At 44.6% G+C, this 14,465-nt stretch carries 11 protein-coding genes; 1 reads left to right on the forward strand and 10 read right to left on the reverse strand.

Annotated elements, in window-relative coordinates; genetic code table 11:
• The 10 genes from tsaE to ABUA34_RS11725 all read right to left on the reverse strand — a co-directional run.
• On the reverse strand, positions 1 to 313 hold a 313-nt coding region (gene tsaE, locus ABUA34_RS11680; protein WP_349823367.1), incomplete at its 3' end, for a tRNA (adenosine(37)-N6)-threonylcarbamoyltransferase complex ATPase subunit type 1 TsaE.
• Positions 314 to 375: 62 nt separating this feature from the next.
• Positions 376 to 855, reverse strand: a complete 480-nt coding sequence (locus ABUA34_RS11685; RefSeq protein WP_015533858.1) for a deoxycytidylate deaminase — start codon at positions 853 to 855, stop codon at positions 376 to 378.
• Positions 856 to 1,057: 202 nt separating this feature from the next.
• Entirely contained in the window at positions 1,058 to 2,263 is a 1,206-nt protein-coding gene (locus ABUA34_RS11690) for an aspartate kinase (protein ID WP_022215807.1), read from the reverse strand.
• A gap of 133 nt (positions 2,264 to 2,396) precedes the next feature.
• The gene (locus tag ABUA34_RS11695; RefSeq protein ID WP_015533856.1) at positions 2,397 to 3,596 is read right to left on the reverse strand and encodes a homoserine dehydrogenase; all 1,200 of its coding nucleotides are present in this window, start codon (positions 3,594 to 3,596) and stop codon (positions 2,397 to 2,399) included.
• A gap of 126 nt (positions 3,597 to 3,722) precedes the next feature.
• On the reverse strand, positions 3,723 to 4,835 hold the full coding sequence (gene prfB / locus ABUA34_RS11700; protein ID WP_161171985.1) for a peptide chain release factor 2: 1,113 nt from the start codon (positions 4,833 to 4,835) through the stop codon (positions 3,723 to 3,725).
• Between the two features lie 23 nt (positions 4,836 to 4,858).
• A complete protein-coding gene (gene secA, locus ABUA34_RS11705) occupies positions 4,859 to 7,432 on the reverse strand; it encodes a preprotein translocase subunit SecA (RefSeq protein ID WP_015533855.1) in 2,574 nt (857 codons plus the stop codon).
• A gap of 166 nt (positions 7,433 to 7,598) precedes the next feature.
• The gene (hpf, locus tag ABUA34_RS11710) at positions 7,599 to 8,126 is read right to left on the reverse strand and encodes a ribosome hibernation-promoting factor, HPF/YfiA family (RefSeq protein ID WP_022215810.1); all 528 of its coding nucleotides are present in this window, start codon (positions 8,124 to 8,126) and stop codon (positions 7,599 to 7,601) included.
• Between the two features lie 215 nt (positions 8,127 to 8,341).
• Positions 8,342 to 9,703, reverse strand: a complete 1,362-nt coding sequence (locus tag ABUA34_RS11715) for a C40 family peptidase (protein ID WP_349823368.1) — start codon at positions 9,701 to 9,703, stop codon at positions 8,342 to 8,344.
• A gap of 154 nt (positions 9,704 to 9,857) precedes the next feature.
• Positions 9,858 to 11,603, reverse strand: coding sequence for a pyruvate kinase (gene pyk, locus ABUA34_RS11720; RefSeq protein WP_015533853.1), 1,746 nt, complete (start codon positions 11,601 to 11,603; stop codon positions 9,858 to 9,860).
• A gap of 57 nt (positions 11,604 to 11,660) precedes the next feature.
• Entirely contained in the window at positions 11,661 to 12,572 is a 912-nt protein-coding gene (locus ABUA34_RS11725) for a DUF1189 family protein (RefSeq protein WP_349823369.1), read from the reverse strand.
• 247 nt (positions 12,573 to 12,819) lie between these two features.
• Here ABUA34_RS11725 and ABUA34_RS11730 point away from each other — a divergent pair.
• Positions 12,820 to 14,465: GH25 family lysozyme (locus tag ABUA34_RS11730; protein WP_349823370.1), on the forward strand; the 1,646-nt coding region annotated here is incomplete at its 3' end.

Below are 14,465 nucleotides of genomic sequence, written 5' to 3' on the forward strand. Positions count from 1 at the left end.
CTATAAGACATACTCCATCTCCATACACCATCTCATTGTAGCCTATCTCATCCATCTCGTCTACATCGCCGATCCTGTACACGTCAAAATGATACAGAGGCAATCTGCCCTCGTCATACTCCTTCACAATAGTGAAAGTCGGGCTGTTCACCACTTCAGTGATTCCAAGTCCAGCTGCCACCCCCTGGGATATTATCGTCTTGCCAACTCCCAGATCTCCATATATACAGTACACCTGGCCAGGAGCTGCATTCTGTCCAAGCCGCACTCCTGCATTGTAGGTTTCTTCCTTGCTATTACTCTCTATGACCATATTCTCTCCTGTCTGTCATACATATGTGTTCTCTCCGGTATTCCGGAACTATTCTGTTACCTCTAAAGATTGAGCGTGATCTTCCTGCCTTTTGCTTCAAATGGTCTGTATGCAACACCAGCCATGTCAAACATTTTCTTGGAGGCTATGGTGCTCTCTGTCATCGCATACTTGTCTGACATATACACTACTTCCTTTATACCGCACTGAATAATAGCTTTGGCACATTCATTGCACGGGAACAGAGTAGAATATATGATCGCATCCTTGAGATTGCCACCTCTGTAATTAAGAATAGAGTTCAGCTCCGCGTGGCATACATAGAAATATTTGTTGTCAAGCGGGGCTCCGGACTTTCCCCACGGCATTGTGTCATCGTCGCATCCTGCCGGCATACCATTATATCCCATGGACAGAATTCTGTTGTTCTTGTCCACTATACACGCACCAACCTGCGTTGACGGGTCTTTGCTTCTCTCTGCCGACATCATCGCAATGCCCATAAAATACTGATCCCACGATATGTAATCTGTTCTCTTCATACCCTGACTCCTTTCAAATTCTTTTATGTTCCCGCCTTATACGGGTGCAGCCGCATGAAAAGCGCTTCGCGCGGCGTCTGCTTCATCATAAGGAATCCCCCGCCTTAACGGCGGTTCCCCCTTATGATAATTTACGCCGGAGTTTCCCCCGGCGTATATTGTAAGGTCCTGCAGAACAGAACTTCATATGATTCTGTTAGAATTAACGATCGCCGAGTGCGAACTTGTCATGGATCGCGTTCATTGCGCGCTCTGTATACTGCTCGTCGATGAGAACTGTAACTCTGATCTCTGATGTTGAGATCATTCTGATGTTGATGTTCTCATCATAAAGAGCCTCGAACATCTTGGCTGCAACACCTGCATTTGACTGCATTCCTGCACCAACGATAGAAACCTTTGCAACATTCTTGTTGACATCTATGCTCTCAAACTTGCCTATGTTGTTCTTGATGATCTCCTCTGCTTTGTCTGCATTCTCATCACTACATGTGAATGTAATATCCTTTGTTCCATGTCTTCCTACTGACTGCAGTATCATATCTATATTGATGTCATTCTTTGCAAGCAGGTTGAAAAGCTTGAATGCAACACCCGGTGTGTCCTCTAATCCTACAACTGCCACTCTCGCTGAATCCGCATCCGCTGCAACTCCACTAACTAACATCTTCTCCATTCCAGTATCCTCCTTAACTATTGTACCCTCTGAAAAATTGAGACTTGAACGAACAACCAGCTGAACACCGAACTTCTTTGCAAGCTCAACTGAACGGTTGTGCAGAACGCCTGCTCCAAGTGTAGCAAGCTCAAGCATCTCATCGTATGTTATCGTATCCAGCTTACGTGCGGTCTTTACCTTACGTGGATCTGCTGTATATACTCCATCCACATCTGTATATATCTCACACGCATCAGCGTTAAGTGCCGCTGCAAGTGCAACAGCTGTTGTATCTGAACCACCACGACCAAGAGTTGTGTAATCGTCATACTTGTTAATTCCCTGGAATCCTGTGACAATAACTATCTTTCTCTGCTCCAGCTCATGTCTTATTCTCTCAACATCGATTCTCTTCAGACGCGCATTGCCATACACTGAAGTTGTATGCATTGCCACCTGGAATGCGTTCAGAGAGATTGCAGGAACTTTAAGAGAATTCATAGCCATAGCCATAAGCGATACGGACATCTGTTCACCTATTGTAAAAAGCATATCCATCTCTCTCTTAGGTGGATTCTCATTTACCTGCTTAGCCATATCTATCAGCTCATCTGTGTATTTACCCATCGCAGACAGAACTACGACTACGTCGTTCCCCCTCTGCCAGTCCTCAATACATCTTTTGGCCACGTTAAAGATTCTTTCGGTATTTCCAACAGAAGTACCACCAAACTTCTTTACTATTAACATATTGTCCTCCTGATCGCTCATTTGAAAATTTGTATATTTAACTCTTCACCGGAGCGGTCCGGTAAAAAGAAATAAGCCTTTTGTAAAATACCGCAATTCGACTAGGATTGCAAGGTCATTGAATAATATTGTACTAATCCAGCACTCTAAGAGCACTCTTGACACCAATCTTATTGCAACATGCCTCAAATTCACCCTCTGTGATCACTGCTGTAACAAATGCCTTTTCATCGAGATCAGAATCGACATACTCAACATCACCAAATACCGCCTTGATGGCAGCCTCATTCTTCTCATCTGTTCTGACAAAGAATCTGCTCTCTGAGTCCGCAAATGTACCCATCTCAAGTTCTTCGTCCTCCCATATGATAGGAACATGTCTTCCCGCATTCTTCACTGCATCAATAACGTCTGATACAACCGCAGACGCTGTTGGAAGCTTTCCGGCGCCCTTGCCGTAGAACATTACGTCGTCAAGTGCATTACCATGTACAAGTATGCCATTGTATACATCATCTATCTTTGCCAGCGGATTGTCATGTGGAAGCATGACCGGGGCAACATATGAATATAGCTTGCCGTCTGTTTTTCTGGTTGTTCCGACAAGTTTTACAGAGTAACCCATCTTATCCGCATACTTGAAATCATCTGTTGTTATCCTGGTTATTCCCTCCATATGTATCCTGTTGTAATCCAGGTTCTTGCCATATACGAGAGATGTAAGTATAGCTATCTTTCTACACGCATCGCCACCCTCTACATCAGCCTCAGGATTGCGCTCCGCATATCCGAGCTCCTGTGCCTGCTTCAGCACTGTCGCATAGTCAGCCCCCTCTTTATCCATCTTGGTTAGGATGTAATTCGTTGTACCATTGAGTATTCCTGTGATCTCCGTAACATCATCCGCAGTTATGGATGTGTTAAGTGGTCTTATAACAGGAATTCCACCGCCTGCTGATGCTTCAAAGAAGAAATTGATATTGCTCTCTCTGGCAATCTTTATAAGCTCAGGTCCATGAACGGCCACAAGCTCCTTGTTGGAGGTTGCCACACTCTTTCCGGCAAGCAGGCACTTCTTGACAAATGTATATGCAGGCTCAACACCTCCCATAACCTCCACAACGACGCTTATATCATCATCGTTAAGTATATCTTCAAAATCATGGGTGAGAATGTTCTCGACAGGATCCCCAGGAAACTTCCTGAGATCAAGCACTCTCTTAACGTTTATCTCCTGTCCAGCTCTCTTGTTAACAATATCATGGTTGGTGTTAATCACTTCCACAACTCCTGAACCCACTGTACCATAACCTAATACTGCTATATTCACCATGTTTTTATCTCCTTCTTATCTCCTTTTTCTGCATAATAATGCAAGTTTAGTACGTCATTACTTTATCAGTATAAAGCGTCATTGTCAAAGACTAATTTCTTATCATCAAATGACTCTCATGTGCTGCTACACCTCAACCTTATTCACCCATTTGAGATAGGCTGTCATAAATCCATCAAGATCTCCATCGAGAACCGCCGATACATTGGAATTCTCGTATGCTGTACGTTTATCCTTGACCATGGTATACGGTTGGAGCACATACGATCTTATCTGACTTCCAAAACCATTGTCAGTTAACTCTCCGCGGATGTCCGAAATTTTCTCCAGATTCTCCTGTTTCTTCAAAAGATAAAGTTTGGACTTCAGCATTTGCATAGCCTTATTCTTGTTCATGAGCTGTGATCTCTCATTCTGGCACTGAACAACTATACCGGTAGGATAATGTGTGATTCTGATGGCCGATGATGTCTTATTGATATGCTGGCCACCTGCACCGCTCGATCTGTAGGTATCTATCCTTATATCTTCATCCCTGATCTCTATCTCCAAATCCTGCTCTATATCCGGTATGACATCACAGGATGCAAACGAAGTCATTCTCTTGCCGGCCGAATTGAATGGTGATATTCTTACCAGTCTGTGCACTCCCTTCTCTGACTTGAGATATCCGTACGCATGCTGCCCATTTATCTGAATGGTCACAGACTTTATACCAGCCTCATCGCCCTCAAGGAAATCGAGCACCTCAACACTCATGCCGTGCTTTTCTGCCCATCTGGTATACATTCTGTACAACATACTCGCCCAGTCGCAGGACTCCGTTCCGCCCTCTCCTGAATGGAGTGTGAGTACCGCATTACAGTCATCAAACTCGTCAGTGAAGAGAAGATTTATCCTATACTCCTCAAATTCCTTCGTAAATATATCTATCTGCTCCCCTATCTCAGGCACAAGACTCGGATCATTCTCCTCCTCCGCCATCAGGATCAGTGTATCTATATCCACATAGTCATTCTCAAGCTTCTTATAGTTGTCAACCAGATCCTGAAGTCCCTTCAGTTCCTTCGATACCTCACGGGATCTGTCGATATCATCCCAGAAATCCGGCTGTTCCATCTCATAATTAAGCTTTGCTATTCTGTCTGTCTTGTTTTCAATGTCAAGGGATGACTTGACCTCCCCCAAGGGATCCCTATAGGAGGCCATCGTCGCCCTGAACTCATCCAATTCTATCACTTGGTTTCTCCTGTATCACGTATTTATGCGTTCTTACCGCAGCAGTTCTTATACTTCAGACCGCTTCCGCATGGACAGAGATCATTTCTGCCTATCTTCTTGGCTTTCTTTACAGGTCCCCTTGACACTGTGTCATCCTTATTGGTTCCTGTAACCTTATTCACCTCTTCACGCTCAATCTTCTGCTCAACCTTTATTCTGAGAAGAAGCTTTACAGTATCCTCACGGATCGCTGCTGTCATGTCATTGAACATGTCATATCCTGCGAATTTGTATTCTACAACAGGATCTCTCTGGCCAAGTGATCTAAGTCCGATTCCCTGTCTCAGATTATCCATGTCGTCGATATGATCTGTCCACTTTCTATCTATAGTCTTGAGGAGTATAACTCGCTCGATCTCTCTCATCTGATCAGGATCACCGATCTCTTCCTCCTTGGCAGCATAGAGCTCAAGAGCTTCATTGTACAGTCTGTCCTTCAGCTCGCTGATATCTGCCTTTTTGATCTCCTCTTCGGTAAGTGTAACCGGCTCAGCAAATGGAACTATGCCCCTTATCATGTCATCCAGCTCTACCTGATTCCAATCCTCAGGTGCTGTCTCTGATGAGCATACCTGATCTACTGCTGCATTTATATCATCCTTTATCATCTTGAGGATAACCTCGTGCATGTTCTCGCCGTCAAGAACTCGTCTACGCTCCTTGTAAATGATCTCTCTCTGCTCGTTGTTAACACGGTCATACTCAAGAAGATTCTTTCTTATGGCAAAGTTGTTACCCTCGATCTTCTTCTGTGCCTTCTCTACGAAGTTGGAAATAGTCTTATGCTCTATCTCCTCGCCCTCAGGTATCTTAAGGGTATCGTACACTGACATAACTCTCTCTGATCCGAAAAGTCTCATCAGATCATCTTCCAGTGACAGATAGAACTTTGACTCTCCCGGATCTCCCTGTCGTCCTGAACGTCCACGGAGCTGATTATCGATACGTCTGCTCTCGTGTCTCTCTGTACCGATGATCCTGAGTCCTCCGAGCTCTGCAACACCCTCGCCGAGCTTGATATCAGTACCACGTCCTGCCATGTTAGTCGCGATGGTTACCGCATTCTTCTGTCCAGCGTCTGCAACTATCTCAGCCTCAAGCTCGTGGAACTTGGCATTGAGCACCTTGTGAGGTATCTTTCTCTTGGACAGCATATGACTGAGTTCCTCTGATGCGTCGATATTGATCGTACCGACAAGCACCGGCTGTCCCTTTCTGTAACTTATATTAATCTGCTCAACGATCGCATTGAGCTTTTCTTTCTTAGTCTTAAATATAGAATCCGGCTGATCTATTCTCTGTATAGGTCTGTTCGTAGGAATGACAACAACGTCCATTCCATAGATCTCTCTGAACTCCTCTTCCTCTGTCTGGGCTGTACCTGTCATACCTGCCTTCTTGTCAAACATGTTGAAGAAGTTCTGGAATGTGATCGTTGCAAGAGTCTTGCTCTCTCTCTTGACCTTTACATTCTCCTTTGCCTCTATAGCCTGATGCAGACCATCTGAGAATCTACGTCCGGGCATGATACGTCCGGTAAACTCATCAACGATGAGTACCTCATCATCCTTCACCACATAATCTCTGTCTCTGAACATGAGGTTATGTGCGCGGAGTGCCAGGATGATATTGTGCTGGATCTCCATGTTCTCAGGGTCTGAGAGGTTGTCAATATGGAAGAATTGCTCTACCATCTTCACACCATTTGCAGTGAGCATGACGTACTTGTCCTTCTCATTTACAAGGAAATCTCCATCCTCCTCTATCTCTGTCTTCATGAGCATATCCATCTTGGATATCTCTCCATCACCCTCACCTCGCTTCATCTGTCTCGCAAGGTAATCACACATCTTGTAGAGCTCTGTAGACTTGCCGCTCTGACCGGATATGATAAGAGGAGTACGTGCCTCATCGATAAGAACTGAATCCACCTCATCGATTACACAGTAGTGAAGATCTCTCAGAACAAGCTTCTCCTTGTAGATTACCATGTTATCTCTCAGGTAATCGAAACCGAGCTCGTTGTTGGTAACATATGTAATATCGCAGTTATACGCCTCACGTCTCTCGTCTGTTGTGGAACTGTTGAGTATGATTCCTACCTTAAGTCCGAGGAATTCATGCACCTGCCCCATCCATTCAGCATCTCGCTTTGCCAGGTAGTCGTTGACAGTTACAACATGGACACCCTTTCCTTCAAGGGCATTCAGATAAGCAGGAAGTGTTGATACAAGTGTCTTTCCTTCTCCCGTTCTCATCTCTGCGATTCTTCCCTGATGGAGAACTATTCCTCCTATGAGCTGTACCCTGTAATGCTTCATTCCAAGTACACGGTATGCAGCCTCTCTCACAACCGCAAATGCTTCTACCAATATATCGTCTAACGTCTCGCCGGCAGCAAGTCTGTCCTTAAACTCTTGTGTCTTGCCCCTCAGCTCTTCATCTGAAAGTGCCTGCATCTTCTCGTCGAGTGCCTCTATCGCATCAACTATAGGATTGATCTTTTTCAATTCCTTCTCGCTGTGCGTTCCAAATATTTTCTCAAACAAACCCATGTTGTTTTTGACCTCCTAGCTATCGTTATTCAGGGTACATTCTAACATCATATGACATTTATATCAAGCAAAAAGGAGACCTTCTATAACCGAAAGTCTCCTTTAAAATACTATATTCAATTATCATCGGCACTTATATTAACCGTGCTTTTGCCAATATCTGATCTTAATATTCAGGCTCGATGATTCCGTATGTGCCGCCCTTTCTCTTGTATACGACATTGACCTCATCTGACTCTGCATTCCTGAATACATAGAAATTATGTCCAAGCAGATCCATCTGGATACATGCATCCTCTGGATACATAGGTTTTACTTCGAACTTCTTAGTTCTCACGATCTTGATATCGTCATCATCCTCAACGTCCTCGTCGACAAATGCATCGTTCAGGTATGCTACATTCTGCTCCTTGTCAATGAGCTTCTTACGATGCTTGGTAACCTGTCTCTCAATAACCTCTACAACGAGATCGATCGAAACATACATGTCATCACTAACCTGCTCGGCTCTGATGATATGTCCCTTCATAGGAATCGTTACCTCTATCTTCTGTCTATCTTTCTCAACGCTGAATGTGACCTGTGCGCCAGTATCAGCCGCAAAGTACTTCTCAAGCTTTGAGAGCTTGTCCTGTACTGCATTTCTAAGTCCTTCTGTAACTTCAATGTTCTTACCGCTGATTATGTAATTCATGATGCCCAACTCCTTCTTTTTTGGATATGATCCAAATTGATATGACCATTATACCACAACGAGTCTTTTTTTCAATATATTTGACGTATTTTTATGTGCATATTGACAACTTTGTTTATTTTCGCTGTCATGTTTTCGCCATTTTACACAAAAAGCGCACATGTATACCATGTGCGCTTCAATGTATTCATTATACCCTATTATATACAGCTTGTCTACTGTCCTATGATTCTGACTGCACAGAGCGGATCTCTGTAGAATGCAGAGGATATCTTGATACCGGTCTCCTCTGTGCTGGCATGTACTATCATTCCGTCTCCGATATATATAGCGCAGTGCTCTATAGAGCTGTCTCCATAGAAAAGTATGTCTCCAGGCTCAAGACTTGAAGTGTCTACTCTTGTTCCATACTGTGACTGTGCTCCCGCTGAGTGTGGAAGTGAATATCCAAACTGAGCGTATACAGCCATGACAAAGCCTGAACAGTCAGCTCCATCCGTAAGGCTCGATCCGCCATATACATATGGATTACCCACAAACTGTGTTGCAAAGTTCGCAAGGTCTATTCCTGTCTGGCCGCTCGGTGCCACTACATTGTTCTGTGAATCGTCTGAATCGCTGCTGTCAGATGATGTGTCGTCTGATGTATCCGATGACTGATCTGCAGAATCTGTATCCGGCTGATCTGGCGTGTAGGAATCATCCTCTGTGCTCTGGCTGTCATCTGATGCGTCCTCAGCTTCTGCCTCGTCTGCGCTCTCCTGTTCCTGTCTTGCCTGCTCCTCTGCCGCCTTTTCTTCCGCAGCCTTCGCATCAAGCTCTGCCTGGATCTGCTCCATGGACTTGGCAGTTGCAAATGCATATGTATCATCTACAAATTCAGTGCTGACATAACCATTCGTCTCGTCGTCAAGTGCTATCTGCACCCATTTGTCATCCTGTGATATGACATCAAAGCTCTGGCCTGATCCAACCTGTGTTATACAGTCGGAGTTCACATCAGCCTCTGTTCTTACGTTGAGTGTCTCTGTATTGACAGTTACCTGCTTCGGACAGTTCGCCTCGGCATAGGCTCCCGCATCATCTCCAAAAAGAAGCAGGTCATTCCTTATGTATCCTGTACAGTCACCTGATGTGACCTTGGTCCACTCCTTGCCCTTCTTCTCTATGGTTGCTATTCCATTGTTCCCTATGATACCAACTACATCTGAATCAGTTCCGGCTCCCGATCTTATATTCACATAATCCTCGGTGACAACAAGACACTTATCCTTGAAATCAGGATATTTCACCTTATTCTCTTCGCTTGTCTTGTCCTTCTTGGCCTCCGCAACATTCTTTCCTGCGGATGCTGTAGTCTTCTGTGCATCTGTGGACGTTGCCGCCTTTGCAGCATCGCCTGCGTTTTTATCATTGCCCGCAAGGGTGTTAGCATATCTGTCAAATGCAGATGAAATACCTACAGTTGAATCGCTGTATATCTGTCCCGCGCTCACCGTTCCTATGGAAGTGGTGATCATCATTCCTGCCGCTGCAGCAACAACTATAGTCTTCTTAAATGACTTTGCTTTAGACATTATAAAAAACCTCCTGTGCTGATCTTAACGCAACAATTATTACATCTTTGTTACAAATCTATTGTAGTATAGCAATAATGATTACATTTGTCAACACAGGAGGCGTTGTTTTATACGTTTGTATTTATTTTTTGTTACATATTTGTTACATGTGCTAGTTTGAAATTACAACTCCATCCTCGCCATTTACAGTAACTATAGAGCCCGACTTAAGTATCTTGGTCGCGTTCTGTGCACCCAGGATAACAGGTATGTCACGGCTGAGTCCGACTATGGCAGCATGTGAATTGCCCCCGTTCTTCTCACACACGATCGCAGATGCAGTCTTGAGCTGATCCATGATTCTGTTGCTGGTCTCATTTATGACGATTATGTCTCCATCCTTATAGTTCTTGATGAGCTCATCCTCTGACTCGCATACACAGAGCGGTGCGGTTGCAGATCTCTCATTTATAGAGAAGCCCTTTACAAGGATATGTCCTACAACGTGTACCTTTATCAGGTTTGTCGTGCCGGTCACGCCAAGTGGGACTCCGGCGGTGATTACAGTCACCTCACCGTCCTTAACATAGCCGTGCTTCTTTGCCGCATCAACAGCATGCTCGAAGAGATCGTCAGTGTTGTTCTCCTCACCTATAAGAAGAGGCTGAACTCCCCATGAAAGATTGATCTGTCTGGCAACCTTCTTAACAGGGGTACATCCGATGATCGGACATTTTGGTCTGTACTTTGAGAGCATTCTCGCTGTCTTTCCTGACTTGGTAACAGTGATGATGGCTGCCGCTGCAAGGTCTATGGCCGTTGTACATGTCGCATGTGATATAGCACTCGTTATATCAGGATTCTGCACCGCATCCCTGTTGAAGAATCTCTTGTTGTAATCTATGTCTCGCTCTGCTCTCTCTGCGATGGTCTTCATGGTGTGAAGAGCCTCAACCGGATACTTGCCCGCTGCGGTCTCTCCTGAGAGCATGATTGCACTTGTTCCGTCATATATGGCATTTGCAACATCTGTCGCCTCTGCTCTGGTAGGTCTTGGATGTATCATCATGGAGTCAAGCATCTGTGTAGCTGTTATGACCTGCTTGTCCGCATTGTATACCTTCTTGATGATCATCTTCTGGATGATAGGCACATCCTCAAGAGGTATCTCAACACCCATATCTCCTCTTGCGACCATGATTCCATCGGACACTCTGATTATGTCGTCTATATTGTCAACGCCCTGCATATTCTCAATCTTGGCGATGATATTGATATTGTCACACTCATACTCGTCAAGGATCTTCCTGATCTCAAGTATATCGTCGGCTGATCTTACAAATGATGCAGCGATGAAATCGAAATCATTCTCAATACCAAAGATTATATCCGCCCTGTCTACATCGCTTATGTATGGCATGGTGAGGTTAACTCTTGGAACATTTACACCCTTGTGGTTTGATACAGGTCCGCCATTCTCCACGCGGCACACGATATCTTTATCAGTAACCTTCTCTATCTTCATATTTATAAGGCCGTCATCGATGAGTATGGTATCTCCCGGCTTGACATCGTTCACAAGATTCTTGTATGTAATGGATACCTTTGCCTGGTCGCCCACCACATCCTCTGTCGTCAGTGTAAATGTCTGTCCTTCTACGAGTTCAACCTTGCCCTCCTTGAAGTCCCCAACTCTTATCTCCGGGCCCTTAGTATCAAGCAGTGTTGCAACCGGAAGTCCAAGCTCCTCACGAAGCTTCTCCACTCTGTCCTTGTTCTTCCTGTGCTGGGCATGATCACCATGAGAAAAATTGAATCTGGCAACATCCATCCCCTCGATCATGAGCTTTCTGAGCACCTCATCATCGTCCGTCGCCGGTCCCAATGTACAAATTATCTTTGTCTTTCTCAAATTCATATGAATACTCCTCCTACTGTTTTATATATTGTATTTGAATGTGTCTTCTATAATTATTTACCTTTGCTCATACTGGGAAAATTCCTGCGCCAGATCATTCTGTTCTACCTGTGCCGGATCTTCCTGTGAATCGTCATCCGGGTTATTCTTATGATACTGTGATACAGCGGCAAATATGTATATCACAGATATGAAAAGCGCCAGCATCCCCATCGTTCTCTTCGCCGGCCATATGTATGTTGCAATGACCATCATGAGGAAATACCATAATAACCTTATATATATGGCAGATTTGTAAATAGTGCCAAATGATACCTCGATCTTCTTCATGGATGCCGCTATCAGTCCCGCTACCGTTATGAGCAGTGACCAGAACAACGTGAGCACAAATCCAACAATTATCTGCAATACCCATGCAAGCACAAGCACTGGTGTGTCGAGCTTATTTATGAGATTGATCACATCCTGCTTTGTAACAGCCTTGAATCCATATGTCTCATTCAGGGATTCATATATATCCTTACATCTTATGATCTGTGTTCTTCCTGAGTTATATGTGAGTATCTCATCCGCTGATATGATGAATACGGTACGATACCCGCCGTCTGCAGCAAGGTCTCTTGCAACAGCTTCATCCACTTTCGTCTTCGATGTGTCGATCTTTATGTAGGACATGTTCTCATCATCCGACCAGTCGAATGTCCCATCGTAGTAAAAGCCATCTCCGGTCAGTGAAAAATCCTCCATATTCCGGTCTATCCTGTCCGCAAACCTTCCGCCGCCAAACAACTGGTTATATGGAATAAAGAATATCACCAGATAAGTCAGTGTGCTCATGATAAATGTTATCAGCATCGCCGATGACATCCGTCCAAATCGTCCATTTCTGTAATAAGCTTCCGGTTTTGCGACACCTACGAACATGTTCTTCAACGCGCCTAAAAATCCAACTCTTTTTTTATCATCCAACAGTTATTGTCCTCCAAATTTCATATGCCTGCTAATTATAACATAGACTTTATGTATTTAATATGAAAAACATCAACCTTTACCGACTTTTTTCTTGTTTTTCATTCAGGCTTTATGTTTTAGCTGGATTTTAATAAGCATTTTGTAATATATTCGTAACAAATCAGTGCAGTTTTATTGACTTTTCATAGCGTACATTATATTATGTAAACTGTGCTCAAAACTTTTTACAAAACGGGAGGAATTCATGATTATCAGAAAATTTACTAGGATAATTCTGGGCGCTGCTCTGGGTATAAGTGTATTCGCATTTGCCGGCAACGTGCCCGAAACAGCCTATGCCGCAGACATGTCCGACATAAGCGTTACATCAACGAGGGAGGATGTACAGCAGGTGGTGGACGATGGAAACTTCGACTACACAGAGCTTGACGGTACAGAGATCGATCACATATACGAGTTGTATAATAACGATCCCGAAACCATCAAACAGCTCCAGCGTCAATCCGATTACAACGCCACCGGCGATATAGCTACGCTGAGTGCCAGATATACCCACTCTTCCATGTTCGATGGCTACAAAGTCATCAAGGGCATAGACGTATCCGAGTGGAACGGCGACAACATCAACTGGAAAAAGGTTAAAGCCGCAGGAATATCCTACGCATTCATACGTGTGGGCGGACGCTACTACGGTTCAGGAAAATATTTCATCGATTCTACATACAAGGATAATATCAAAAATGCACTGAATGCAGGTGTTGACGTGGGTGTGTACTTCTACTCACAGGCCATCAGCACATCGGAGGCCAAGACAGAAGCCAAATACACCACCGACCTGATCTCAGGCTACAACATAACTTATCCCGTTGTCATGGATTATGAATACGCATGGGAAGATGGAGGTCTGAGCGGTCGTCTGTACAACGCCCACCTTTCCAAGAGTGCAGCTACACATGTCATAAAAGCATTCTGTGCGGCAGTTGAATCAAAGGGCTACGTAGGCATGATCTACGCCAGCAAGACTGTCATCACAGACGACATGAACGCATCTTCGATCGCACAGTCATATCCTATATGGAATGCCCAGTACAACGACACGGACACTCTCACAGTGAAACATTCATACTGGCAGTACAGCGACGTCGGCAAGGTGTCAGGAATCAGCAATGCAACTGATATGAATTTCAGATATGTCAAATCTCCTGCCGCGCCTTCATCTCTGACACAGTCAGCGTGCACAGACTCCACTATCACACTGACATGGACGAAGATCCCTGAGGTCTATGCTTACCAGATAGTACGTTACGACAGCTCCGAAGATAAATACGTCTCCGTGGGAATTGCCAAGGGTGCCGGAACGACTACATTTACAGATAAGAATCTTCAGGACGGTAAAAAGTATACATACAAGGTACGCGGATATTACAAATTGAGCTCAGGAGCCATCTACGGAACCTACTCAGCAGAGTGTACCGGCATTACAATAGCTGATACCATAGAGAACTTTGCGGCTGCAGTTACAGCGCCTACATCTGTAAAACTTTCATGGTCACCTATCCCTGCAGCAACAGGATACAGAGTATACAGAAGCAACGGTTCATCAGGCAGCTACGAGACGATTGCCACGACCAATTCTCCTGACGACTGCGAGGTTACCGACAGCCAGCTCAATCCTGGCACAAAATATAACTACAAGGTACGCGCATACACAACAACTGATACCAACACCATCTGGCACGTTCTGTCAGATGCCAAGGCCATAACCACCGACCCAGGCGAGGTTACAGGGCTCAAGCTCACTTCAGCCTACACAAGCTCACTTACACTGAAGTGGAATAAGCAGGAAAATGTTGACGGATACATCGTATATGTATGGGAGCCATCCAATGC

Origin of the sequence: Coprococcus sp. RTP21428st1_C9_RTP21428_210409, assembly GCF_040227395.1 — a bacterium.
In the GTDB taxonomy this organism is placed as follows: Bacteria; Bacillota; Clostridia; order Lachnospirales; family Lachnospiraceae; genus Coprococcus; species Coprococcus aceti.